The 20,954-nt window shown below is 43.7% G+C and carries 23 protein-coding genes; all 23 read left to right on the top strand.

Annotated elements, in window-relative coordinates; genetic code table 11:
* Positions 1-3: 3 nt before the first annotated feature.
* A complete protein-coding gene (gene dnaK / locus QMG11_RS05990; protein ID WP_281834320.1) occupies positions 4-1,815 on the top strand; it encodes a molecular chaperone DnaK in 1,812 nt (603 codons plus the stop codon).
* 465 nt (positions 1,816-2,280) lie between these two features.
* Entirely contained in the window at positions 2,281-2,922 is a 642-nt protein-coding gene (locus QMG11_RS05985) for a chloramphenicol acetyltransferase (protein ID WP_281834318.1), read from the top strand.
* A 250-nt stretch (positions 2,923-3,172) separates the two neighbouring features.
* Positions 3,173-3,778 carry a class I SAM-dependent methyltransferase gene (locus QMG11_RS05980; protein WP_281834317.1) on the top strand — a complete coding sequence of 202 codons (606 nt, stop codon included), beginning with the start codon at positions 3,173-3,175 and terminating at the stop codon, positions 3,776-3,778.
* A gap of 302 nt (positions 3,779-4,080) precedes the next feature.
* Positions 4,081-4,410 (top strand): hypothetical protein, encoded by a 330-nt coding sequence (locus QMG11_RS05975; RefSeq protein ID WP_281834315.1) that lies wholly within the window; start codon positions 4,081-4,083, stop codon positions 4,408-4,410.
* Between the two features lie 263 nt (positions 4,411-4,673).
* Positions 4,674-5,480, top strand: coding sequence for a hypothetical protein (locus QMG11_RS05970; RefSeq protein WP_281834313.1), 807 nt, complete (start codon positions 4,674-4,676; stop codon positions 5,478-5,480).
* 347 nt (positions 5,481-5,827) lie between these two features.
* Positions 5,828-6,283: a GNAT family N-acetyltransferase gene (locus QMG11_RS05965; RefSeq protein WP_281834312.1), complete on the top strand. Its 456-nt coding sequence runs from the start codon at positions 5,828-5,830 to the stop codon at positions 6,281-6,283.
* Positions 6,284-6,748: a methylated-DNA--[protein]-cysteine S-methyltransferase gene (locus tag QMG11_RS05960; protein ID WP_281834310.1), complete on the top strand. Its 465-nt coding sequence runs from the start codon at positions 6,284-6,286 to the stop codon at positions 6,746-6,748.
* On the top strand, positions 6,749-7,618 hold the full coding sequence (locus tag QMG11_RS05955; protein WP_281834309.1) for an aldose 1-epimerase family protein: 870 nt from the start codon (positions 6,749-6,751) through the stop codon (positions 7,616-7,618).
* Between the two features lie 57 nt (positions 7,619-7,675).
* Complete coding sequence (dnaJ, locus tag QMG11_RS05950) at positions 7,676-8,842, top strand: molecular chaperone DnaJ (RefSeq protein ID WP_281834308.1); 1,167 nt, start codon at positions 7,676-7,678, stop codon at positions 8,840-8,842.
* A 65-nt stretch (positions 8,843-8,907) separates the two neighbouring features.
* Positions 8,908-9,213, top strand: coding sequence for a preprotein translocase subunit YajC (yajC, locus tag QMG11_RS05945; protein WP_281834307.1), 306 nt, complete (start codon positions 8,908-8,910; stop codon positions 9,211-9,213).
* Between the two features lie 91 nt (positions 9,214-9,304).
* On the top strand, positions 9,305-10,339 hold the full coding sequence (locus QMG11_RS05940; RefSeq protein WP_281834305.1) for an N-acetylmuramoyl-L-alanine amidase family protein: 1,035 nt from the start codon (positions 9,305-9,307) through the stop codon (positions 10,337-10,339).
* A 14-nt stretch (positions 10,340-10,353) separates the two neighbouring features.
* Positions 10,354-11,010 carry a GerMN domain-containing protein gene (locus QMG11_RS05935; protein WP_281834303.1) on the top strand — a complete coding sequence of 219 codons (657 nt, stop codon included), beginning with the start codon at positions 10,354-10,356 and terminating at the stop codon, positions 11,008-11,010.
* A gap of 618 nt (positions 11,011-11,628) precedes the next feature.
* A complete protein-coding gene (gene yqeK, locus QMG11_RS05930) occupies positions 11,629-12,225 on the top strand; it encodes a bis(5'-nucleosyl)-tetraphosphatase (symmetrical) YqeK (RefSeq protein ID WP_281834302.1) in 597 nt (198 codons plus the stop codon).
* On the top strand, positions 12,203-14,335 hold the full coding sequence (gene rnr, locus QMG11_RS05925; RefSeq protein WP_281834299.1) for a ribonuclease R: 2,133 nt from the start codon (positions 12,203-12,205) through the stop codon (positions 14,333-14,335). The genes yqeK and rnr overlap by 23 nt, the downstream gene beginning before the upstream one ends.
* Before the next feature lie 112 nt (positions 14,336-14,447).
* Positions 14,448-14,576, top strand: a complete 129-nt coding sequence (locus QMG11_RS05920) for a hypothetical protein (protein WP_281834278.1) — start codon at positions 14,448-14,450, stop codon at positions 14,574-14,576.
* A 453-nt stretch (positions 14,577-15,029) separates the two neighbouring features.
* Positions 15,030-15,896: an Hsp33 family molecular chaperone HslO gene (hslO, locus tag QMG11_RS05915; RefSeq protein ID WP_281834277.1), complete on the top strand. Its 867-nt coding sequence runs from the start codon at positions 15,030-15,032 to the stop codon at positions 15,894-15,896.
* A 94-nt stretch (positions 15,897-15,990) separates the two neighbouring features.
* Complete coding sequence (locus QMG11_RS05910; protein ID WP_281834276.1) at positions 15,991-16,323, top strand: hypothetical protein; 333 nt, start codon at positions 15,991-15,993, stop codon at positions 16,321-16,323.
* Between the two features lie 346 nt (positions 16,324-16,669).
* On the top strand, positions 16,670-16,858 hold the full coding sequence (locus tag QMG11_RS05905) for a hypothetical protein (protein ID WP_281834275.1): 189 nt from the start codon (positions 16,670-16,672) through the stop codon (positions 16,856-16,858).
* A gap of 103 nt (positions 16,859-16,961) precedes the next feature.
* On the top strand, positions 16,962-18,302 hold the full coding sequence (locus tag QMG11_RS05900) for an MATE family efflux transporter (protein WP_281834273.1): 1,341 nt from the start codon (positions 16,962-16,964) through the stop codon (positions 18,300-18,302).
* A gap of 93 nt (positions 18,303-18,395) precedes the next feature.
* Complete coding sequence (locus QMG11_RS05895; RefSeq protein WP_281834272.1) at positions 18,396-19,157, top strand: TatD family hydrolase; 762 nt, start codon at positions 18,396-18,398, stop codon at positions 19,155-19,157.
* A complete protein-coding gene (locus QMG11_RS05890; protein WP_281834270.1) occupies positions 19,158-19,985 on the top strand; it encodes a putative RNA methyltransferase in 828 nt (275 codons plus the stop codon).
* A 55-nt stretch (positions 19,986-20,040) separates the two neighbouring features.
* Entirely contained in the window at positions 20,041-20,406 is a 366-nt protein-coding gene (gene acpS, locus QMG11_RS05885; protein WP_281834268.1) for a holo-ACP synthase, read from the top strand.
* A gap of 24 nt (positions 20,407-20,430) precedes the next feature.
* A complete protein-coding gene (locus QMG11_RS05880; RefSeq protein WP_281834267.1) occupies positions 20,431-20,901 on the top strand; it encodes an NADH-quinone oxidoreductase subunit NuoE family protein in 471 nt (156 codons plus the stop codon).
* Positions 20,902-20,954: the final 53 nt, after the last annotated feature.

Below are 20,954 nucleotides of genomic sequence, written 5' to 3'. Positions count from 1 at the left end.
TTAATGGGTAAAATAATCGGAATCGACTTAGGAACAACTAACTCATGTGTATCAGTAATGGAGGGTGGAAACTTTACTATCATCTCCAACGCAGAGGGAGCTAGAACTACTCCATCGGTAGTAAACATAAAGGACAACGGAGAGATCATCGTAGGAGAGATCGCAAAGAGACAGGCTATCACAAACCCTGATTCAACGATCTCATCTATCAAGACTCACATGGGAGAGAACCACAAGGTAAACATTCACGGTAAGGACTACACTCCACAGGAGATCTCAGCAATGACTCTTAAGAAGCTTAAGAAGGACGCTGAAGCATACCTAGGTGAGGATGTAAAGGAAGCAGTAATCACTGTACCAGCTTACTTTACAGATGCTCAGAGACAAGCAACTAAGGACGCTGGAATGATCGCTGGATTCGACGTAAAGAGAATCATCAACGAGCCAACTGCAGCAGCACTAGCTTACGGACTTGATAAGCAGCACGAGGAGAAGGTACTTGTATTCGACCTTGGAGGAGGTACATTTGACGTATCTGTACTAGAGATCGGAGACGGTGTAGTAGAGGTACTATCTACAAACGGAAACAACCACCTAGGTGGAGACAACTTCGATAACGCAGTAATCGACTGGCTAGTATCTGAGTTCAAGAAGGAGACTGGAATCGACCTATCTGCAGACAAGATGGCTGAGCAGAGACTTAAGGACGCAGCAGAGAAGGCTAAGAAGGAGCTATCTACAATGATGGAAACTCCTATCTCACTTCCATTCATCACTATGGATGCAACTGGACCTAAGCACCTTGAGATGAAGCTTACTAGAGCTAAGTTCAACGAGATCACAAGAAACCTTGTAGAAGCTACTCAGGGACCAACTAAGACAGCACTGGCTGACGCTGGACTAAACCCAGGAGAAATCGACGAGATCCTACTTGTTGGAGGATCAACTAGAATCCCTGCAGTTCAGGAGTGGGTAGAGGCTTACTTCGGTAAGGCACCAAACAAGGGAATCAACCCAGACGAGGTAGTAGCAGCTGGAGCGGCTATTCAAGGTGGAGTACTAATGGGAGACGTTAAGGACGTACTTCTACTAGACGTAACACCACTATCACTAGGAATCGAGACTCTAGGTGGAGTATTCACTAAGATGATCGAGAAGAACACAACTATCCCAGTAAAGAAATCACAGGTATATTCAACTGCTGTGGACAACCAGCCAGCAGTAACTATAAACGTATTCCAGGGAGAGAGAGCACAGGCTGCACAGAACCACAAGCTTGGAGACTTTAACCTAGAGGGAATCCCTGCAGCACCAAGAGGAGTACCTCAGATCGAGGTAACATTCGACATCGATGCAAACGGAATCGTACACGTATCGGCTAAGGACCTTGGAACTGGTAAGGAGAACAAGGTAACTATCTCTGGATCATCTAACCTATCTGAGGAAGATATCGAGAGAATGAAGAAGGACGCTGAGGCTCACGAGGCTGAGGACAAGAAGTTTAAGGAGATGGTAGAGGCTAGAAACAAGGCTGATATGCTAATCTCATCTACTGAGAAGACTCTTGCTGAGAACCCAGATAAGGTAACTGAAGAGGACAAGAAGGCTATCGAGGCTGCTCTTGAGGAACTTAAGAAGGTTAAGGACGGAGACGACAAGGAAGCTATCGACAAGGCTATCGAGGACCTTTCAAAGGCAGCTCACAAGCTAGCTGAGGAGATGTACAAGGAAGCTCAGGCAGCTCAGGCTGGAGCACAGGGACAGGAAGCTCCAAAGGCTGACGACGATGTAGCTGAAGCTGAGGTTGTTGACTAATAAGTAAAATTTTCGAATATGTTCCTTTGGGAAAGGATAATCAGAAAATGGTATAGAATTTAAGCAGTCTAGCTTAAAGAGTTGAAGGGGAGAGCTAGAGCTCTCCTCTTTTTACTTTCTTATTGAAATGTTTAGAGAGGCAGAAAAAGCTCAGAGGTTTTCAGAAAAATTTAAACCCTCTTTCAAGTTGATGTGACCTTTGCTAGAGTGATTAGCTAGACCGTACAACAGAATAAGTTCCGCAGCGATACAGCTTAAGTTGGACCACTTGTGAGCGAGGACTGTAGCTGGAAAAGGTCGTAAAACTCTATATTTACTAGGGAAACATTTTGAAAGAGGTGTCCTTTCTTGGGTACTTTCTTTGGATGCTGTGAGGGAAGCGAGGAAATGCCCTTGGGGTACAAGCAAAAAAAGTACAGAGGATAAAAGAGAGAAACAGAAAAATGGTTTAGAAGGGAAAACAAAATGAAATACATAGACATGGAAACGTGGAAGAGAAGGAAGCAGTATGAGATGTTTAAAGAGATGGAACTTCCCCACTTTAATATCTGCTCCAATGTGGATGTGAGGGAGTTAAAGAGCTACTGTAGGGAGAGGAAGCTCTCATTCTTTAAGACGGTTCTCTACTTTATCTCCAGGGTGGTAAATGAGATCCCTGAGCTGAGAACCAGGATAAGAGAAAACGGGATAGTAGAGCACCCAGTGGTGAACCCTTCCTTTACAGTACTGGGAGAGGATGAGCTCTTTGGTTTTGCAAGGACTAAGCACAAGGAGGACTTTGTGGAGTTCTACGAGGGAGTGGAGAAAGCGATAGAAGGGGTAAAGGATAATGTCACCCCGGATTTCGATGCTGATATGGACAGCGACTTCTACCTGACCACCCTTCCCTGGGTATCCTTTACCTCTATACAGCATCCCATGCACATAGTGAAGGGGGACTCAGTTCCGAGGATAGCCATGGGTAAGTACTTTGAGGAGGGGGAGAAACTCCTTATGCCGGTGGCTCTCCAAGCTCACCATGGCTTAGCAGATGGGGTGCATGCAGGGAAGTTTTATATGAGGTTGGATGAGTATCTAAGGACTCCTGGGGAGTTTTTAGATAGATAAAAGAGGTTTGTACCTTTTGTCTTGACACAAAAGGTACCTAAAAGGTCAAGACTTACGATAATTGTCTTAGGGGCAAGGGCATAGAATGCGTTCCTTTTATGGGCTCTAGATAGAACCTAATGGGTAAAACGGAACGAAGTAGGATTTCGCTGTGGAGCCCGACGACTATCTGCAGTCGGCATTAAAAAAAAAGCGGTACAGTTGCAAGTTTAGTAGAGATAATTCAATCTAAAGGATATGGGGGATAGGAATGGGAACTAACTTTGATGAAGCAGCAAAGCAGTGGGATTTAGATGAGAAGAAGGTAAGGAGAGCCAGGGATGTGGCTGAGGGGATAGTGAAGCACCTGCCGGACACTAAGGAGATGAGGGCTGCAGAGTACGGGTGCGGTACTGGGCTACTGGGATTTGGCCTTCTGCCAGAGTTTAAGGGGATGACCTTCTGCGACACCTCTAAAGGTATGCTGGAGGAGGTAGGTAGGAAGATAGAGGCTGGGGGACACACTAACTGCAGAACGGTCCTCATAGACCCGGAGAAGGCAATGGATACCTCCCATAAGTATGACTGTATCTTCAACCTCATGGTGCTCCACCACATACCAGACACAGAGGAGGTTATAAGGGAATGGACTGAGAGCCTTACCCAGGGAGGATACCTTTGCATTGCAGACCTAATAACCGAGGACGGTAGTTTCCACAAGGGGAACTTTGATGGTCACCTGGGGTTTGATCCAGAGATGCTGGGAGAGATCTTCGAGAAAAATAACCTAGTAGTGGAGAGCATAACGACTCCCCACACGATAATCAGAGAAGACAGGGAGTATCCATTATTCCTGTTGATAGGTAGAAAGAGATAGTTCCATACTTTGGAAAAGTATTTAAAGCTTTATTTCGAACCTTTCTCTTGAAAAAAAGGTGCCCAAAGTTCAAGACCTGCGGTAATTGACTTTTCGGGCGAGGTTATATTTTTCTTTCCTTTTATGGGCTCAAGATTGAACCTAATAAGTATAACGGAAAGGAGCAGGGATATCCTGTGAAGTCAAAACGTCTACCTGCGGTCGGCAACAACCCTCATACTTTAGATGGTTTCTCCCTAACTAAGGAGAAACCAAGGCAGGGGCAAGGAGTTTAAAAATAATGGTTTAAAAGGGGATAGCATATGAACTTAGAACTAAAGGTAAGTGCAGAGGAAGCAAAGGGACTACTGAGATCCCTTGAGATAGACTCCTTTAATGAGAGCTACGACAAGTACTGGAGGGAAGAGAATGGAAGGGCATATTTTAGCAGCGTATGCTGGCTTTACTGCTGGGGGGCAACAAAGCTTGGCTGTCAAAAGACTACAGATATGATAAGGGATGTATTTGATAAGCTCTTTCACTTCTCCTTCGATGAGTTCGGCAAAGGCTACAGCCTGGTGATAATAGGAAACTGCAGATATAAGGGTTACAAGGAGTTCCCAGGCCACAATGCAGGTTACTATACTTCATAGTACCTTTCTCTTGAAAGAAAGGTACCCAAAGTTCAAGACCTGCGGTAATTGACTTTTCGGGAGAGGTCATATTTTTCTTTCCTTTTATGGGCTCAAGATTGAACCTAATAAGTAAAACGGAAAGGAGCAGGGATATCCTGTGAAGTTAAAACGTCTACCTGCGGTCGACAAGAACCCTTATCTTTTCTATGGTTTTTCCCTAACTAAGGAGAAACCGAGGTAGAGATGAAGAGTTTAAAATAATGGTTTAAAAGGGGGGAGTATTGAAAAGGTTTAAAATCATAGCTTGTTTTCTACTAATGTTTTCTCTGACTTTTTCGCAAGATAAAGCAGAGGAAGTTGATTATAGGAAGAAATATAATGAAGAGCAACAGTATTCTAGGTTTTTAGAAGAAAAAGTAGCAACATATGAAAGAGTACTAGGAAAATATGAAAAACTAGAAGAAAAATTAAATGATAAACTTTTAGCTAGTGCCAGCCAAAACTATAATGTTGATCAATTTTATACTTCAGCTTGGGATAAGCTTCAAAATGAAACGGATAGAAAGATAAATTGGATACTAGGTCTTGTAGCGGCAGCTTTTGGAGTAATAGGTATAATTGCAATTATGCCAATATATCAAAGTTTTAAAGCGAGAAGTATTTTTTTAAAGATAGAAGCTCAAGAGAAAAAGATTAAAGAATCCCAAGAAGAATTAAAAGATCAAGAAAAAAGATTACTTGATGAAATGGGAGAAGCTTACTTCTTAATGATTCTTAATTCTGTGGCTTTTCTGGAAGACTCAGATAAAAAGCATTTGCTTAAAACAACATTAGATTGCTTTGAAAGAATAATAAAATGCTATATAAAAACTTCTAATATAGAAAGGCTGTCAGGGATATTAAGCGGGTTATTAATGTTAAAAAATGAATTTTTTAATGATATTGAAGAAAAAGAAGAAATTATGAAAAAAGCTTTAAAAGAAGTAAAAATATCTCTTGTACAATTCAATGAAGTGTTTGATAGTGATAAAATGGAGTGGAATGAAGCAAAACAAAAAGAGGTTAAAGAAATGTTTGGCTTAATTTAATTAAACTAAGTTTATTAACTGCTTGGCAATAAATTGGCTTTACTAAAGAGGGAGGGTTTTGTGTATCCTCTTTCAAGTTAATGTGGCTTTAACTGAAATAGTTAGCTAGACCGTACAACAGAATAAGTTCCGCAGTGATACAGCTTAAAATTTGTTACCCGTAAGCGAGGACTGTAGCTTGTAAAGGTCGTAGAATATTATATTTACCAGGGAAACACTTTGAAAGAGGTGTCCTTTCTTGGGTTCTTTCTTTGGACAAGCAAAGAAAGAACAATCATCAGAAAAAAGAAATTATAGTTTAAAAAAGTAAAAATACTTATAAAACTATACTTAGAGGGGGACAACTTATGAGACTTGTGAAGATGACTCAGGAGGAATTCGACGTTATAAAGGGAAGGATGATAAGGGACTACGCCCAGGATAAGATAAAGGTAGGACACTGGCAGGAGGGGGACGCCATAGACCTTGCCAAGGAAACCCTGGACAATATATTAAAGGACGGGGTAGAAACCAAGCACCACTATCTCCTGGATATCTGCAAGGATATAGACAAGGTGGGCTTTGTGTGGTTTAATCTCTTCAACGATACCATCTATGTGAACAACTACCTCATCTACGATGAGTATAAGGGGAAGGACTATGAGATCAATATGGTGGAGCTCTTAGAGGAGATGGCAGAGAACCTGGATGCCAAGAAGGTAAACCTTCACTCCTTTGGGTACAATGAGGGGGCAATAGCCCTCTATAGGAAGATGGGATATGATATAACAGACGTATATATGAGTAAGAAGATGGGAGTATAGATGAGGGGAAGGGTATACCTGAAACATGAATATCTCGGCTATATAGAGATAACCGAGGAGACAGATGGAATAAGCGGAATCTACTTTCTGGACGAGATCCGGGGAGAGGAGATAGAGAGTCCCGAGGTACTCAAATGCAAAAAGGAATTAGAGGAGTACTTCAGGGGGGATAGAACTGAGTTTACAGTGAAGATAGACCTCAGGGGAGGAACGGAGTTTCAGAGGTCCTGCTGGAGGGCGATGTATGATATCCCCTATGGGGAGACTATCTCCTATTCAGAGGAGGCAGATGCCATAGGAAATCCCAAGGCTGTGAGGGCAGTGGGGGGAGCCAACGGAAAAAATCCCGTATCCATAGTGGTACCCTGACACAGAGTAATAGGTAAGTCGGGTAAACTTACGGGATTCGGAGCAGGTGTGTGGAGAAAGGAATACCTGCTAAAACTAGAGAAGAAGGAGAAGTAGATGCTGTATAGGATAGACAACGGGATACTGGAAGCAGTGATAGAATCCAAGGGAGCGGAGCTTAAAAACCTGAGACTCCTTAAAGATAATGAGGAGTTTATGTGGAGCGGGGACCCAGAGTATTGGGGAAAGACCTCGCCGGTACTCTTCCCCTTTGTAGGGGGAGTAAAAAACGATACCTACACCTACCGTGGAGTGGAGTATAGGGGGAGCAAGCACGGCTTTGCCAGGGACATGGAGTTTCAGGTGGCTGAGAGCTCGAGGGAGAAGGTAGTATTCAAGCTCTCCTCAGACAAGAAGACCCTGGAGAACTATCCCTTTGAGTTTGAGTTCTACATTACCTATACCCTTGAGGGAAGCGAACTCATCATGGAATACAGGGTGGTAAACAAAACCTCGGGAGAGATCTACTTTTCCCTTGGGGGACACCCTGCCTTTGCCACACCTACAGATGAAGATGTGGAGTTTTCAGACTACTACCTGGAGTTTGAAAAGGAGGAGGAAGCTAAGACCTATACCCTGGAGGGGATGTATATAGGGGATAAGAGGGTGGATTACCTGGAGGGAAGAAGGATAAATCTCAAGAAGGACACCTTTATAGAGGATGCAATTATGTTTGAGGGGCTGGCCTCTAAGAGGGTTAGCCTGAAAAATAAAAAAAATAAGAGAAGTGTAACAGTGGACTATACAGGTTTCCCCTTTATAGCATTTTGGAATGTTCCAGGGGCGGACTATGTTTGTATCGAGCCATGGTGCGGAATAGCGGATTTTGCTAAGAGCAACGGGAAGATAGAGGAGAAATACGGAATAGAAAGACTGACAGAGGGTGAGGAATTTTCTAGAGTACTCCGAATACAAGTAAGTCTATAAAAAAAGTATAGGATATGGTATAATATTTCTTGTAAAAAAATACGGAGGGAATACTAGATGTCTAAGAGAGATTATTATGACGTACTGGGGGTATCCAAGGATGCATCTGATGCGGAGATAAAGAAAGCATACAGAAAGGCAGCCATGAAGTATCACCCAGATAAATTTAGTGGAGCAGATGAAAAGGAGAAGCACGAGGCAGAGGTAAAGTTTAAGGAGATAAACGATGCCTACCAAGTTCTTTCTGATTCAAATAAAAAAGCACAGTACGACAGATTCGGTCACGCAGCCTTTGAACAGGGCGGAGCAGGTGGAGCTGGAGGCTTCGGTGGCTTCGGCGGAGGTTTCGGAGACTTTGAGGACCTTGGGGATATATTCAGTTCATTCTTCGGTGGCGGAGGAGGAGGCTTCGGCGGAGGCTCAGCCAGAAGAAGGGTTCAGCCTGGAGCAGACCTGAGATATACTGTGGAGATTTCACTGGAGGAAGCAGCCAAGGGAATAGAGAAAACTGTTAAGTATAAGAGAAAGGGTCAGTGCGGAACGTGTAACGGAACGGGAGCTGAGCCTGGAACAAACATGAAGACTTGTAGCCACTGTAATGGTCAGGGAAGGATCAAGCAGGTTCAGAGAACTATGCTTGGAAACTTTGAAAATGTAGTGGAGTGTCCTCACTGTAAGGGATCTGGTCAGATGCCTGAGAAGAGCTGCCACACTTGTGGTGGAAGCGGAATCCAGAGCGAGACTGTGGAGAAGAAGGTTAAGATACCTGCAGGAATCGATGACGGTCAGAGACTGAGACTTTCAGGTCTTGGAGAGGCAAGTACAAGCGGAGGACCTAACGGAGACCTGTATATCTTTGTAAAGGTTAAGCAGCACTCTATCTTCGAGAGAATGGATGATGATATCATCTGTGAGGTGCCTATCTCCTATACAATAGCTACTCTAGGGGGAGAGATCAAGATACCTACCCTTGAGGGAGAGCTTAAGATGAAGGTTCCAGCTGGAACTCAGACTGGAAAGGTATTTAAGCTGAGAGAGAAGGGAATGCCAAGTACCAGAGGTTACAGAAACGGTGACCAGCTGGTGAAGGTAGTGGTAGAGGTACCAGTAAACCTTAACGATAAACAGAAGGAGCTATTAGAAGCCTTTGAAGCAAGCCTTAAGGAAAAAAACTACAAGATGAAGAAGACATTTTTTGACAAGCTAAAGGGTCTTTTTGCATAAGACCACAGTTGAAAAAAAACACTCTATATGTTATACTCAAAGGTATTAAGAAAAGGGGGTAAAAAATGTTAAATAATTTCGTTGTTTATGCCGCTGAAGGTGCCGCAAAGGCCAATTACACAGGAATGATCTTTACCTTAGCTATCTGGGGAGCAGTATTTTACTTCTTGCTTATAAGACCAAATAAGAAGAAGCAGAAGCAGCACCAGGAGATGATGAGCAGCCTTCAAGAAGGAACTCCAGTTATTACTGCAGGGGGAATCAAGGGAGATGTAGCATCGGTAACAGATGAGTTTGTAATTATAAGAGTAGATAAAGGTGTGAAACTTACTGTAAAGAAGAGTTCAATAGCATCTGTTTATAATAAATAAGACGACAATTTTAAATTGTCGTTTTTTCTTTAATTGATCGTATAATTTAAATTTTGATATAGACTGAACAGTCTCAGAAAGGTTTTGGATAATGAGATACTACCTTCTTTTGATATTTATAATATTGAGCACGAGCCTTTCCTTTGGAGCAGAAAGGATTCAGGCAAGTAATATACGTTTTAACGGAACCCCTCCCCAGATGGTTATTGATATGGGGGGAAGCACAAAGCCCAAGTATGAACTGAACTACGACGAGGTAAACCGTCTTATATTTATAGAGTTTAAGAATACAAAGGCAGCGGAGCAATTTGTCAGCAGGAATGTAAACGGAAGTTATGTGAGAAAGGTGGATGTGGTGAGGTATCCCACATCGGTAGGGGTGTTTATCCACCTGCAGAAAAATGTGGATTACAAGCTATCCTACAGGAGCAACCCTGTGAGGTTTGTAATAGACTTCTCCAAGAGGATAAACAAGAAGGAATACACCATAATCATAGATGCAGGACACGGAGGACAGGACCCTGGAGCTATTGGATTTAAGAAATACAGGGAGAAGGATGTTGTATTTGCTGTGGCCAAGTACCTCAGAGAGGAGCTGAAGAATGACTTCAACATAGTCATGACCAGAAGCAGCGATAAGTTTATTCCTCTAAATGAGAGGGCAAGGATAGGAAACAGGAACAGGGGAGACCTCTTTGTAAGTATCCATGCCAATTCAGCAGCAGCAGCCAGCGCATCGGGATTTGAGGTATTCTACTACTCCAAGAAATCATCTCCATATGCAGCTAAGGTAGCTGCCTTTGAAAACTCCTTTGGTGAGGAGTATGGAGAGGATACCAGCAATATCGCCCAGGTAAAGGGTGAGACGGAGTACAACGCCAACAAGGTGCAGTCGGCTAAGATAGCAGACGATCTGGCAAGATCCTACTCCAAGAGGCTGAATATGAGAAACAGGGGAACCCACGGGGCAAACTTTGCTGTACTTCGTGGATTTGACGGACCGGGAATCCTTGTGGAGACAGGATTTATAAGTAACTCCAGCGATGTATGGAAGCTGAAGCAGTCCAAGTATCAGAAGATAATGGCGCAGGAGATTGGAAAGAGTATAAGAAATCACTTCTATTGATGGAGGAGGTTGTTTTGGAAGACAAGAGAAACACAGAAGTAAAGGAAGATGAGAAGATAGAGGGGAAGAGGGAAGCAAAAAAAACAGGCGATAAACCCTCTCCCATAAGGATAGGGATTCTGGGGATACTGGGTGTACTTACTGCAGTATCCGGGGCCTTCTACTACAACCTGGTATTGAAGGAGAATCCTCCCAAGGTAATCTACCAGGAGCAGGAGCAGGTCAGGGAGATAGTGAGGGAAGCCCTTACTATCTATGTGCCTACTGAGAGCGGTGAGAGCCTGGAGAGCAAGCAGGTGGAGATAGTTGTGGGGGATACACCGGAAGAGAGGGTAAAGATGATCTTTGACGCCCTCAAGGAGAACCTTGCCTACAAGATAACTTACACAGATGAAGAGGGGAAGGTGGTGGAGGTTCCATTCCTAAATGATGAAGTTCAGCTCATGAACGTATATATCGACGGAAGGGATATCTACCTCAATATGAACTACCACTTCAGAGAGAATATGAAGACCATCTCCCAGGAGATCTTTGTAATCTACTCAATAGTAAATACCCTAACTGAAGATGGAAGGTATAGAAGGGTGAAGTTCCTTGTAAACGACAAGGAAGTGGAGCAGCTTAACTTCTATAAGCTTTCAGAGTTCTACGAGAGAAATCTAGAAATATAAGGAATTAAGGTGGCCTCTGAGGTCACCTTGTTTTTTGCTCGAAACTCTACTAAGTATAGATTATGAATGTATAGTTCTTTCCCCTAAGGAGGGAATCTACTTTAGTTAAATTCAAAATCTATTCGTTCATTCTTGTCTTGACACAAGAACGAACCAAGAAGGTCAAGGCTTCCGGCAATTGTCTTTAGGAGCAGAAACAAGGTTTTCATTACTTTGTGGGGCTCTCTACAGAGCCTGAAGGAGCAAGACGTAATGAAGCAAGGAGTTTTGTGACGCTAGACGACTGCCTGCAGCCGGCCAAAAGGACCTTGCAGAGCCTTTAAATAAAGTCCCTTGTTTATATTGATAGGACTTTGTACAATATATATCTGCTAGGCCGTTATGCAAATTAAGTTCCGCAACGCCACTGCTGAAAAGCTTGGTCATAAGAAGTGAGGACTGTAGCTTATAAAGGCCGTATTAAGAGTAACCTAGCCCGTGAAAGATTATAAATAAGGGCCAGTTTTCTTTGCTTCGTTTCTTTTGCTGGCCAAAAGAAATGAATAAAGTTAAAAAAAGAATATGAAAAACTGTCCGTATTATAGTATGTAGAAGTATGAGCGGAAAGGATGTGGATTCATGGATAAGATAAGTAGAATAAAGGATAAGATGAGGGAACTCCTCACACTGAAGAGATATAACCATACCCTGGGGGTGGAGAAGGTAGCTATAGAGCTGGCCCACCACTACGGGGCAGATATAAACAAGGTAAGAAAGGGAGCCCTCCTCCACGACTGCTCCAAGCAGTTTACTCTCACAAGGATGCACGAGCTCTGCGACTGTGATGAGACGATAAAGACCTATGGTCACCTGGGAGAGCTCCTTCACGGATTTGCAGGAAGTGTGTATGCCAGGGAGGAGTTTGGCATAACAGATGAGGATATCCTCAACTCCATAAGGTACCACACCATTGGAAGAAGGGGGATGTCTATAGTCGAAAAGATAATATATGTGGCAGATGCCATAGAGCCCAGCAGAACCCATGAAGAGGTTCAAACTATAAGAAGGCTGGCCTATGAAAATATAGATGAGGCTATAATACACGAAGTGGACAGAAAGATGGAGTTCCTCATAAAGAAGGAAGCTATAATCCATCCAAATACTGTGGATATGAGAAACTGGCTGCTTCACAACAGAAAAGGAGAAGGCATAAATGAACTTGAACAAAGAATATAGTATGATAAGGGAGGCTCTCAAGGGGAAGAAAGCTATGACCCTGAGCGAGATAAGTCAGCTGATGGGATGGTCTCCCAAGAAGAAGAAGGAAAACAGAGATAAGCTGGACAAGATGATAGAGGAGGGAGACCTTCTGAGAAACAAGAGGGGGAAGTACAACATCCCTGAAAACCTTGGATTTGTAAAGGGAATATTTACCGTTATAAAGGACAGGTTTGCCTTTGTGGATACAGAGGATGAGGGAATCTTCATCCCGAGATCTTCATTTAACTCAGCCCTAGACGGAGATACAGTACTTGTAAGGGTAACAAAGGGGTTAGACGGAGGAAAGAAGAAGGAGGGAGAGGTAGATAGAGTAATCAAGAGGGAGAAAAACCGTATTGTAGGTATCTTCGAGCGTAGCCAGAACTTCGGTTTTGTAAAACCTACCCACTCCTTCGGAAGGGATATATTTATTCCAGGAAAGCAGATGAAAGGAACGAGAAATGGTGAGCTGGTTCTTGTGGAGATCACAAACTGGGGAGGAGAGGGGAAGAAGCCCGAGGGGCAGATCCTTGAGATCCTAGGGGACCCATACGACACCAACAATATGATAGAGGCTCTAATTAAGAGAAACGGCCTATCAGAGAAGTTTGCCCCAGAGGTGATGAGAGAGGTAAAGCAGGTAGAGGAGGAGATAAGCAGGGAGGAGATCGCCAAGAGAAGGGATCTCAGACACCTTCCTATAATTACAATAGACGGCGCAGATGCCAAGGACCTGGATGACGCAGTATATGTGGAGAAGCTTGCCAACGGAAACTACAAGCTTATAGTAAGTATTGCCGATGTAAGCCACTACATCCCAGAGGGATCTATGCTGGACAAGGAAGCCCTCAAGAGGGGTAACTCAGTGTATCTTGTGGACAGGGTACTGCCAATGTTCCCAAGGGAGATATCCAACGGAGTATGCTCCCTGAACCCCCACACAAATAAGCTGGTATTTACCTGCGAGATGGAGATAGACGGAGAGGGAAGGGTACTGGATCACGATATCCACAGGTCTGTAATAAAGACAGCCCACAGGATGACCTACGACGATGTAAATGAGATACTCAAGGGAGATGAGGAGCTTACAGCTAAGTATGCTGATATAAAAGATATGCTCTTTACCATGCATGAGCTCTCTAAGATAATCAGAGGGGTAAAGTACAACAGGGGAAGTATAGACTTCGACCTGCCTGAGATCAAGGTGGAGCTAGATGAAAATGGTAAGGTAGAGAGACTGAAGAACAGAGAGAGGGGAGAAGCTGAGAGGATAATAGAGGACTTTATGATCGCAGCCAATGAAACTGTGGCTGAGAAGATCTTCTGGATGGAGATACCGTCCCTCTACAGAACCCACGATAAGCCCGACCCAGAGAGGATAAAGAGCCTCAACGAGACCCTGGCTAAGTTTAAGTACAGGATCCACTCCTTTGAGGACCTTCACCCTAAGAAGTTCCAGAGTATAATAGAGGATTCCAAGGACAAGGATATGGCCATGATAGTGCACAAGATGATCCTTATGTCCCTGAAGCAGGCCAGGTATACCAAGGAGAATACCGGTCACTTCGGACTGGCATCCAGCTACTATACACACTTTACATCACCTATCAGAAGATATGCAGACCTGATGATCCACAGGGTACTGGCATCTACTCTGGACGGATACCCGAGCAAGAAGAAAATAGCAAGATGGAATCACGAGATGGATACCATTGGTACTATAATCTCCAAGACTGAAAGGGATGCCATGAAGCTGGAGGATGAAAGTGTAAAGATCAAGGTGGTGGAGTATATGATGGATAAGGTGGGAGATGTCTTCGATGCCACCATCATAGGATTCAGCAACAAGAGGGTATTCTTTGAGACCAAGGAGCATGTGGAGTGCTTCTGGGATATAGTCCAGGCTGAGGGGTACCATGAGTTTGATGAGAGAGAGTATGTAATGAAGAATGTGGATACAGGTTATACCTACAATATGGGGGATAAGATGAAGATCCTTATTGCAAGGGCTGACCTGAATGAGCTGGAGGTAGAGGCTGTTCCATACACAGATGAGATGGAGGATACCTTTAGAAGATATAAGTAGTAGTTTTGTGAAGCTCTGCCTTAACTGGCAGAGTTTCTTTTAAGGTTAAAGCTGTGGCTGGGAAAATACAAAAATGTTATAATGTCCAATATTTATTGGAAGGTGGTAGAGTATGGAGGAGCTTTTAAAGAGAAGAGAGGAACTTCTGGAGGAACTGAGAAGGGTGGAGGCTGAGATAGCCAGGCTCAAGGGAGAAGAGCACATAGAGGAGCTGGAAGAGGAGATCCTTGGAAGGATATAGAGAGGTTGCCGGGACTCCCGGCAGCTATTTTAAATTATAATTTACTCTCTCAAGGAGGAAGTTCATTTCTTGTCATGACACAAGAAACGAACCAAAGAAAGTCTAGAGGTTCATAATTGTCTTTTGGGGTGAATACATATTTTTCGTTCCTTTGCTGGGCTCTCTATAGAGCCTGAAGGAGTATGACGGAACGGAGTAAATTATTGGGTGAAGTTCGACGACTATGAACCCCGTTTAAAATATCTGCAGATGAAGGCTTAGTCCCCTTGGTGAATCTATGATTAAAAGAAAGGTATTAAAAGCTGAAAGAGATACTTTTAATTGAAAAGAGTGGAGAGTAGGAAGTTTTGTAGAAAAATTCAGTATCCCTACCTACTCTTCTAGAGATTGAAAAAAAGTGTATCTTATGATAGAATTAAGTTTGTAAAAAAATAGTCTTGAAGGGAGATATAAATGGCTAGAATAATAAGAGGAACTAGTAAAAATGCAAGATTTATTGCAGTGGATTCTAAGGATATAGTACAGAAGGCACTGGACTTACATAAAGCTACACCAAAAGCTATAGAGGCCTTTGGAAAGCTGATGACAGCGGGACTTATGATGGGAACAGATCTAAAGGGAGATGACCTTCTTACACTGAGAACAGATACAGATGGTCCGTTAAATCACATGGTAGTGACGACAGACGCTAAGAGTGGAATAAAGGGTTATATGTCCAACCCAGCAGCAGACCTTCAGTCCAACGGAGTAAGCGCAATAACTGGAAAGGGAATCCTTAGAGTTATTAAGGATATGGGACTTAAGGAGCCATATGTTGGAATGTCCGATATAAAGAATGGTGACCTGGCTCATGATCTGGCTTACTACTACTACACATCTGAGCAGACTCCGTCTGTTGTAGCACTGGGAGTATCTTTAAACCAGGATATGACTGTAAAGGCAGCAGGGGGATACATGATCCAGCTTCTTCCAGGAGCCCAGGACAGCTTTATAGACGCACTAGAGGAGAAGGTAAAGGCTGTAAGAAATGTAACTGAGCTTTTCGAGGGTGGAATGGACCTGGAGAGAATAATTAAGCTACTATATGAGGATATGACAGATGAGAACCACGAAAAGCTTGTGGAGGAGTTTGAGATCCTAGAGGAAACTCATGTGGATTACCAGTGTAACTGTGAGAGGGAGAAGTTCTTCAAGGGGCTTATTACCCTTGGTAAGGAGCAGTTAAAGGAAATTTTTACAGAGAAGGAAGAGTTAGAGGTGGAGTGCCACTTCTGTAAGAAAAAGTATAGTTTTAAAGAGAATGAATTCTTTAAGATATAGTTTTGAGGAGCCTGGGGCTCCTCTTTTTTTGGTAAAAAAAGGAAAGTATACTATAATTAGTAGAAATAGTATGAGGATAAAAGGGAGGGGTCATATGTCAAATTATAACTGGATAGAGATCGGAGAGAAGATACAAAACCTTTTTGCAGAGGATACTATTGACTTCAACGAGGAGTCTACCTACTGCCTTATGAGAAGATATAATCCAGAACTACCATTTAGTTTTGAGAGGTATATAAGACTTTACAAGGAGGACAAGGGACTTAAGTTTGTGGAGAGAAGGGAGATTCTTGGAAATGTCTTTATGGACCTGGATGTGGAGAAGAGGCTGGAAATGATTAACTTCATCCTTTACTACTTCCATAAGAGAAAGATAAACAGAAGAAGGGTAAATGAGTTAGAGGACTACCTGGATCTGAATAGATAGGTTTTTTATAGCTGGGTATCTACCCAGCTTTTTTATTATGTAAAAGGAAAACTACAAGTTGTGCAGGTAGCTTTTGAAATGCCTATTTAGATTACAGGATAAAAATATCCCTACCTATCCAGTTGATGGGGCTTTTAGCTGGAAAAGTGATGCTAGACCGTTATGCAGTATGAGTTTCAGAGGGAAGCGAAGACTGTAGCTAAAAAAGGTCGTATATTAAATAGGTGTCCCGTGAAACATTGGAAGGTGGGGCATATTTTCTTTGTTTCGTTTTTTGGGGTGACATAGACAAAATTAATCTATCCTTAATATAGGTGGAGTAGGAAATAGCAAAGGGGGTGATACTATGAAATTATTCAGAATGCTGATATTATTCATGGGATTGTCCTTGTTGTTGGGATGTACCAGTACCCAGTCTGGAACTGAAGAGAGAAACCCTAGAGAGAACCTGGAATTTTTCCACAATGTACAGGAGGATGAAGCTCCTGAAAGGGCAAGGGTCTATTATCACGGAGAACACTTCTTTAAAGATTAATATATTAGGGGCACCTAAGGAGGTGCCTCTTTTATTTTATAGGAAAATAGATCTTTTGGAATAAATATTAGAGGAAGAGATCTGAGAAAGGCAGGGGGAGATTATGGATTTAACTGTTGGAGATATAGGGAATCTGGTGAGAAAGGTAGCTTTTCCGTCCAGTGTGGGCTTTCTTTTCAATACCCTTTTTAATGTGGTGGACAATATATTTACAGGTTATATAGGATCGGAAGCCCTTGCAGGGCTGGCCATATCCTTTCCGGTATTCTTTATCCTCATAGCCCTGGGTTCAGGGGTGGGGACTGGGGTAACGGCTATAATCTCCAACTATATAGGGGAGGGAAGGATTGAAAAGGCCAGGGAGGTGGCCAGGGACGCCCTGTCCCTGGGGATAATAGTATCCCTTGTAATAACAGGGATAGGAGTAACAGCAGATGAATACCTAATGAGGGCCATGGGGGGAGAGGGGTTAACTCTCGTCTACGGGTTACGCTATACCAATGTTATCTTTCTGGGGACCGTCTTCTTTGTTTTAAATATGGTGATGAACGGCATCCTCTCAGCCCAGGGGGATACAGTGAGCTACAGAAACTTTCTTATAGTTGGTTTTCTGCTGAATATAGTTCTGGATCCCTTAAGTATACTGGTGCTGGGAATGACCACCGAGGGGGTGGCCCTGGCTACGGTAGTGGTTCAGTTTATAGGAAATCTCTACCTCCTGAGGAGGGTGAGGAGATCCAAGATCATAGCCGGGAAGGGATTTGGGCTCACTATACCCCATATAGGAAATTACATGGAGATCCTCTCCCAGGGGATCCCTGCAAGTTTTAATATGATGACCATAGCTATGGGGGTCTTTATAATAAACTATTATGTTGTCAGAGTGGGAGGCTCCAAGGCGGTAGCTGCCTTCGGAGTGGCCATGAGGATAGAGCAGCTGGCTCTCCTTCCTGCCATAGGACTGAATATAGCGGCCCTCAGCATAACAGGGCAAAACTACGGTGCGGGAAGGCTGGACCGTGTGGAGGAGACCTACAGGAAGACCATGAAGTACGGCCTAATTATAATGACCACAGCCATGTTTGTAATCCTCCCCCTCTCCAGGTACCTCTTCTACATCTTCACCAGGGATATGGAGGTCATCCACTATGGAATATCCTACTTCAGGGTGGAGACCCTGGTGTTCAACTCCTATGTGCTCCTGAATATATCTGTATCGGTTCTCCAGGGACTCAAGAGACCAAAGTTCCCCATAGTCATAGGTATATACAGGCAGTTTGCCATGCCTGTGATCCTCTTTCCAGCCCTTATTGCAATGGTGGGAAGTATCTACGGCATCTGGTGGGGGATATTTGCAGTGAACTGGAGTGCTGCCATAGTGGCGGTGGCCTATGTGAGAGGAGTCTACCTTAAGCTCTGCAGGGAGGAGAGGAGGAGCAGGTAGGATAAAAGAGTTTTTAAACTTTACTTTATAAAGGCGGGGGAGTGTAGTATAATTTTACTTAGTTAATAATTAATATGGTGGTGAAGTGAAGAGATGAAATTAATAGATTCCCATTGTCATCTGGACAATGAAAGATTTGATAGTGATAGAGATGAGGTACTGGCGAGAATAGAGGAGAGGTTAGAGTTTGCAGTAAATATAGGATACGACCTGGAAAGCTCCAAGAGAAGTGTGGAGCTGGCTGAGAGCCACGACTACATCTATGCAGTGGTGGGGGTACACCCGACAGATATAGGTATCTACAGCGATGAGGTGGAGGCAGAGCTGGAAGCCCTGGCCAAGCATCCCAAGGTGCTGGCTGTGGGAGAGGTAGGTCTGGACTACCACTGGATGACCGACCCCAAGGAGAAGCAGCAGGAGATCTTCAGAAAACAGATGGAGATGGCCAGAAGGGTAGGGAAGCCCGTTGTTATCCATACAAGGGAGGCCACAAGGGACACCCTGGATATACTGAAGGAGTACCCAGATGTAAGGGGGATAGTTCACTGCTACCCAGGATCCTATGAGAGTGCAGCTGAGATAATGGACAACTACTACTTTGGAGTGGGGGGAGTCCTTACCTTTAAAAACTCTAAGAAGCTCAAGGAAACTGTGGAGAAGCTGCCAATGGACAGGATAGTTATAGAGACGGACTGTCCATACCTTACACCGGAACCATATAGGGGAAAGAGAAATGAGCCTGTGTATGTGGAGTATATAGCCCAGAGGATAGCAGAGGTAAAGGGAATCTCCTATGAGGAAGTTGTGAGGATCACCAATGAAAATACTAAAAAAGCTTATGGGATGGTGAAGTAGATGAGTATCTTAATATGTCCCATCTGTAAGGGAAGTTTAGAGAGAGAGGGGAGAACCTACAGGTGCCCTAAAAACCACTCCTTTGATATGGCAAAGCAGGGGTATGTGAACCTGCACATCTCCAACAAGAAGAACTCAGGGGATGATAAGGAGATGATCCAGAGCAGGAGGGATTTCCTGGAGAAGGATTACTACAAAAAGATCTCAGAAGAGGTAAATGAGGTTACAGGAAGACACCTGGGATCTGAGAAACCAGAGATCCTGGATATAGGGTGCGGAGAGGGATACTATACAAAGCACCTGAAAAACCACCTTGAGGATATGGGGAAGAAGAGTAACATCTACGGGATAGATATCTCAAAGGAGGCGGTACTTTTTGCCAGCAGATCCTATAAGGATATCTTCTGGGCTGTGGGAAGTGCAGCTGACCTGCCTATGTCAGCTGGAAGCCTGGATGCTGTGGTATGTATGTTCTCCAGGCTGGCAGAGGAGGAGTACAGCAGGGTACTGAAGGATGATGGTATACTAGTAGTGGTATCCACAGGGGAGGACCACCTCCTGGATATGAAAAAGGTCCTCTACGATGAGGTGAGGATGGAGTACTACAGACCTGAAGTGGACCTAGCAGAGGAGTTTCAGCTAAAGGAGACGAAAAATGTAAAGTACAGAACCCTTGTAGAGGGGAGTAAGGACATTATGAGTCTCTTTGATATGACCCCGTATAAGTGGAGAACTCCCAAGGAGGGAGTGGAGAGGCTTGCTGCCTTAGAGGAGCTGGATGTAACCATAGATGTGAATATAGACGTCTTTGTTAAGAGGTTCAAGTAGGATTTTAGACTCCAGAGGTACCGAGTAAAAAATTATAGAATAAAAGGAATGGACTATGTTCAGAGGAATAGGAAATGATATTGTAGAGATAGATAGGATACAGCGGGCAATAGAGAGAAACTCCAGGTTCAGGGACAGGGTCTTTACACCTGGGGAGATAGAGGCTGTAGCGGAGAAGAGTAATCCCTATCCCAGCTATGCAGGACGTTTTGCAGCCAAGGAAGCGGTAGCCAAAGCCTTTGGTACCGGGGTAAGGGGGTTTAAGCTTACAGATATAGAGATACTCAGCAATGAGCTGGGGAAGCCTGAGGTGACCCTGAAAGGACCTCTGGCTGAAAAATATGTAAACTACAGAGTAGAGCTGTCCATATCTCACTCCAGAGATTACGCCACTGCAGTGGCACTTCTTCTGGAGAGGTAGGAGGCTAACAGTAAGGAGGAACCTATGATTGATCAGAAGTTTTATAAGAGACTGGAAGAGTATATAGAGGGACTTACAGATAAGAAAGATGACAAGAAGATCCTTGAGTTTGTAATGGAGGAGATCGGATATATTCCCAAGGAGGTTCAGGCGTTTATAGCTGAAAAAACGGGACTATTTCCATTTACCATCAAGGGGACTATAGATTTCTATCCTAAGTTTAAGGAGACCCTGGAGAGGACCGGACCCAAGGTGGTAAAGGTCTGTGTAGGAATGGGCTGCAGCGGAAGGGGAAGTGCCAAGCTTCTCAAGAGGATGGAGGAGCTCATGGGAATAGAGGTGGATGAGACCACTGAGGATGGAAGATTTTCCCTGGGAACCCAGAGGTGTTTTGGAAAGTGCGCAATAGGTCCGAATATCTATGTGGATGACACAGGGTATCACAGGGTAGAGGAGGAGGATCTTCCAAGAATCCTTGAGGAGGAGGGTTTTTAAGCCCCTACCATTATTGAAAAAAACAGAGGCATATGGTATAATACTCTTTGCAT

Source organism: Propionigenium maris DSM 9537, assembly GCF_027925155.1.
Classification (GTDB): Bacteria; Fusobacteriota; Fusobacteriia; order Fusobacteriales; family Fusobacteriaceae; genus Propionigenium; species Propionigenium maris.
The sequence above is the reverse complement of the archived record's forward strand: the minus strand, read 5'-3'. Positions and strand labels throughout refer to the sequence as shown.

Excerpts from the sequence above, each read along its gene's own strand:
- QMG11_RS05905 (WP_281834275.1), top strand. The coding sequence starts at position 16,670 with ATGAAATTATTCAGAATGCTGATATTATTCATGGGATTGTCCTTGTTG.
- dnaJ (WP_281834308.1), top strand. The coding sequence starts at position 7,676 with ATGTCTAAGAGAGATTATTATGACGTACTGGGGGTATCCAAGGATGCA.
- QMG11_RS05910 (WP_281834276.1), top strand. The coding sequence starts at position 15,991 with ATGTCAAATTATAACTGGATAGAGATCGGAGAGAAGATACAAAACCTT.
- QMG11_RS05985 (WP_281834318.1), top strand. The coding sequence starts at position 2,281 with ATGAAATACATAGACATGGAAACGTGGAAGAGAAGGAAGCAGTATGAG.
- QMG11_RS05895 (WP_281834272.1), top strand. The coding sequence starts at position 18,396 with ATGAAATTAATAGATTCCCATTGTCATCTGGACAATGAAAGATTTGAT.
- dnaK (WP_281834320.1), top strand. The coding sequence starts at position 4 with ATGGGTAAAATAATCGGAATCGACTTAGGAACAACTAACTCATGTGTA.
- QMG11_RS05890 (WP_281834270.1), top strand. The coding sequence starts at position 19,158 with ATGAGTATCTTAATATGTCCCATCTGTAAGGGAAGTTTAGAGAGAGAG.
- QMG11_RS05955 (WP_281834309.1), top strand. The coding sequence starts at position 6,749 with ATGCTGTATAGGATAGACAACGGGATACTGGAAGCAGTGATAGAATCC.
- QMG11_RS05965 (WP_281834312.1), top strand. The coding sequence starts at position 5,828 with ATGAGACTTGTGAAGATGACTCAGGAGGAATTCGACGTTATAAAGGGA.
- acpS (WP_281834268.1), top strand. The coding sequence starts at position 20,041 with ATGTTCAGAGGAATAGGAAATGATATTGTAGAGATAGATAGGATACAG.
- rnr (WP_281834299.1), top strand. The coding sequence starts at position 12,203 with ATGAACTTGAACAAAGAATATAGTATGATAAGGGAGGCTCTCAAGGGG.
- hslO (WP_281834277.1), top strand. The coding sequence starts at position 15,030 with ATGGCTAGAATAATAAGAGGAACTAGTAAAAATGCAAGATTTATTGCA.
- QMG11_RS05940 (WP_281834305.1), top strand. The coding sequence starts at position 9,305 with ATGAGATACTACCTTCTTTTGATATTTATAATATTGAGCACGAGCCTT.
- QMG11_RS05980 (WP_281834317.1), top strand. The coding sequence starts at position 3,173 with ATGGGAACTAACTTTGATGAAGCAGCAAAGCAGTGGGATTTAGATGAG.
- yqeK (WP_281834302.1), top strand. The coding sequence starts at position 11,629 with ATGGATAAGATAAGTAGAATAAAGGATAAGATGAGGGAACTCCTCACA.
- QMG11_RS05975 (WP_281834315.1), top strand. The coding sequence starts at position 4,081 with ATGAACTTAGAACTAAAGGTAAGTGCAGAGGAAGCAAAGGGACTACTG.
- QMG11_RS05880 (WP_281834267.1), top strand. The coding sequence starts at position 20,431 with ATGATTGATCAGAAGTTTTATAAGAGACTGGAAGAGTATATAGAGGGA.
- yajC (WP_281834307.1), top strand. The coding sequence starts at position 8,908 with ATGTTAAATAATTTCGTTGTTTATGCCGCTGAAGGTGCCGCAAAGGCC.
- QMG11_RS05920 (WP_281834278.1), top strand. The coding sequence starts at position 14,448 with ATGGAGGAGCTTTTAAAGAGAAGAGAGGAACTTCTGGAGGAACTGAGA.
- QMG11_RS05900 (WP_281834273.1), top strand. The coding sequence starts at position 16,962 with ATGGATTTAACTGTTGGAGATATAGGGAATCTGGTGAGAAAGGTAGCT.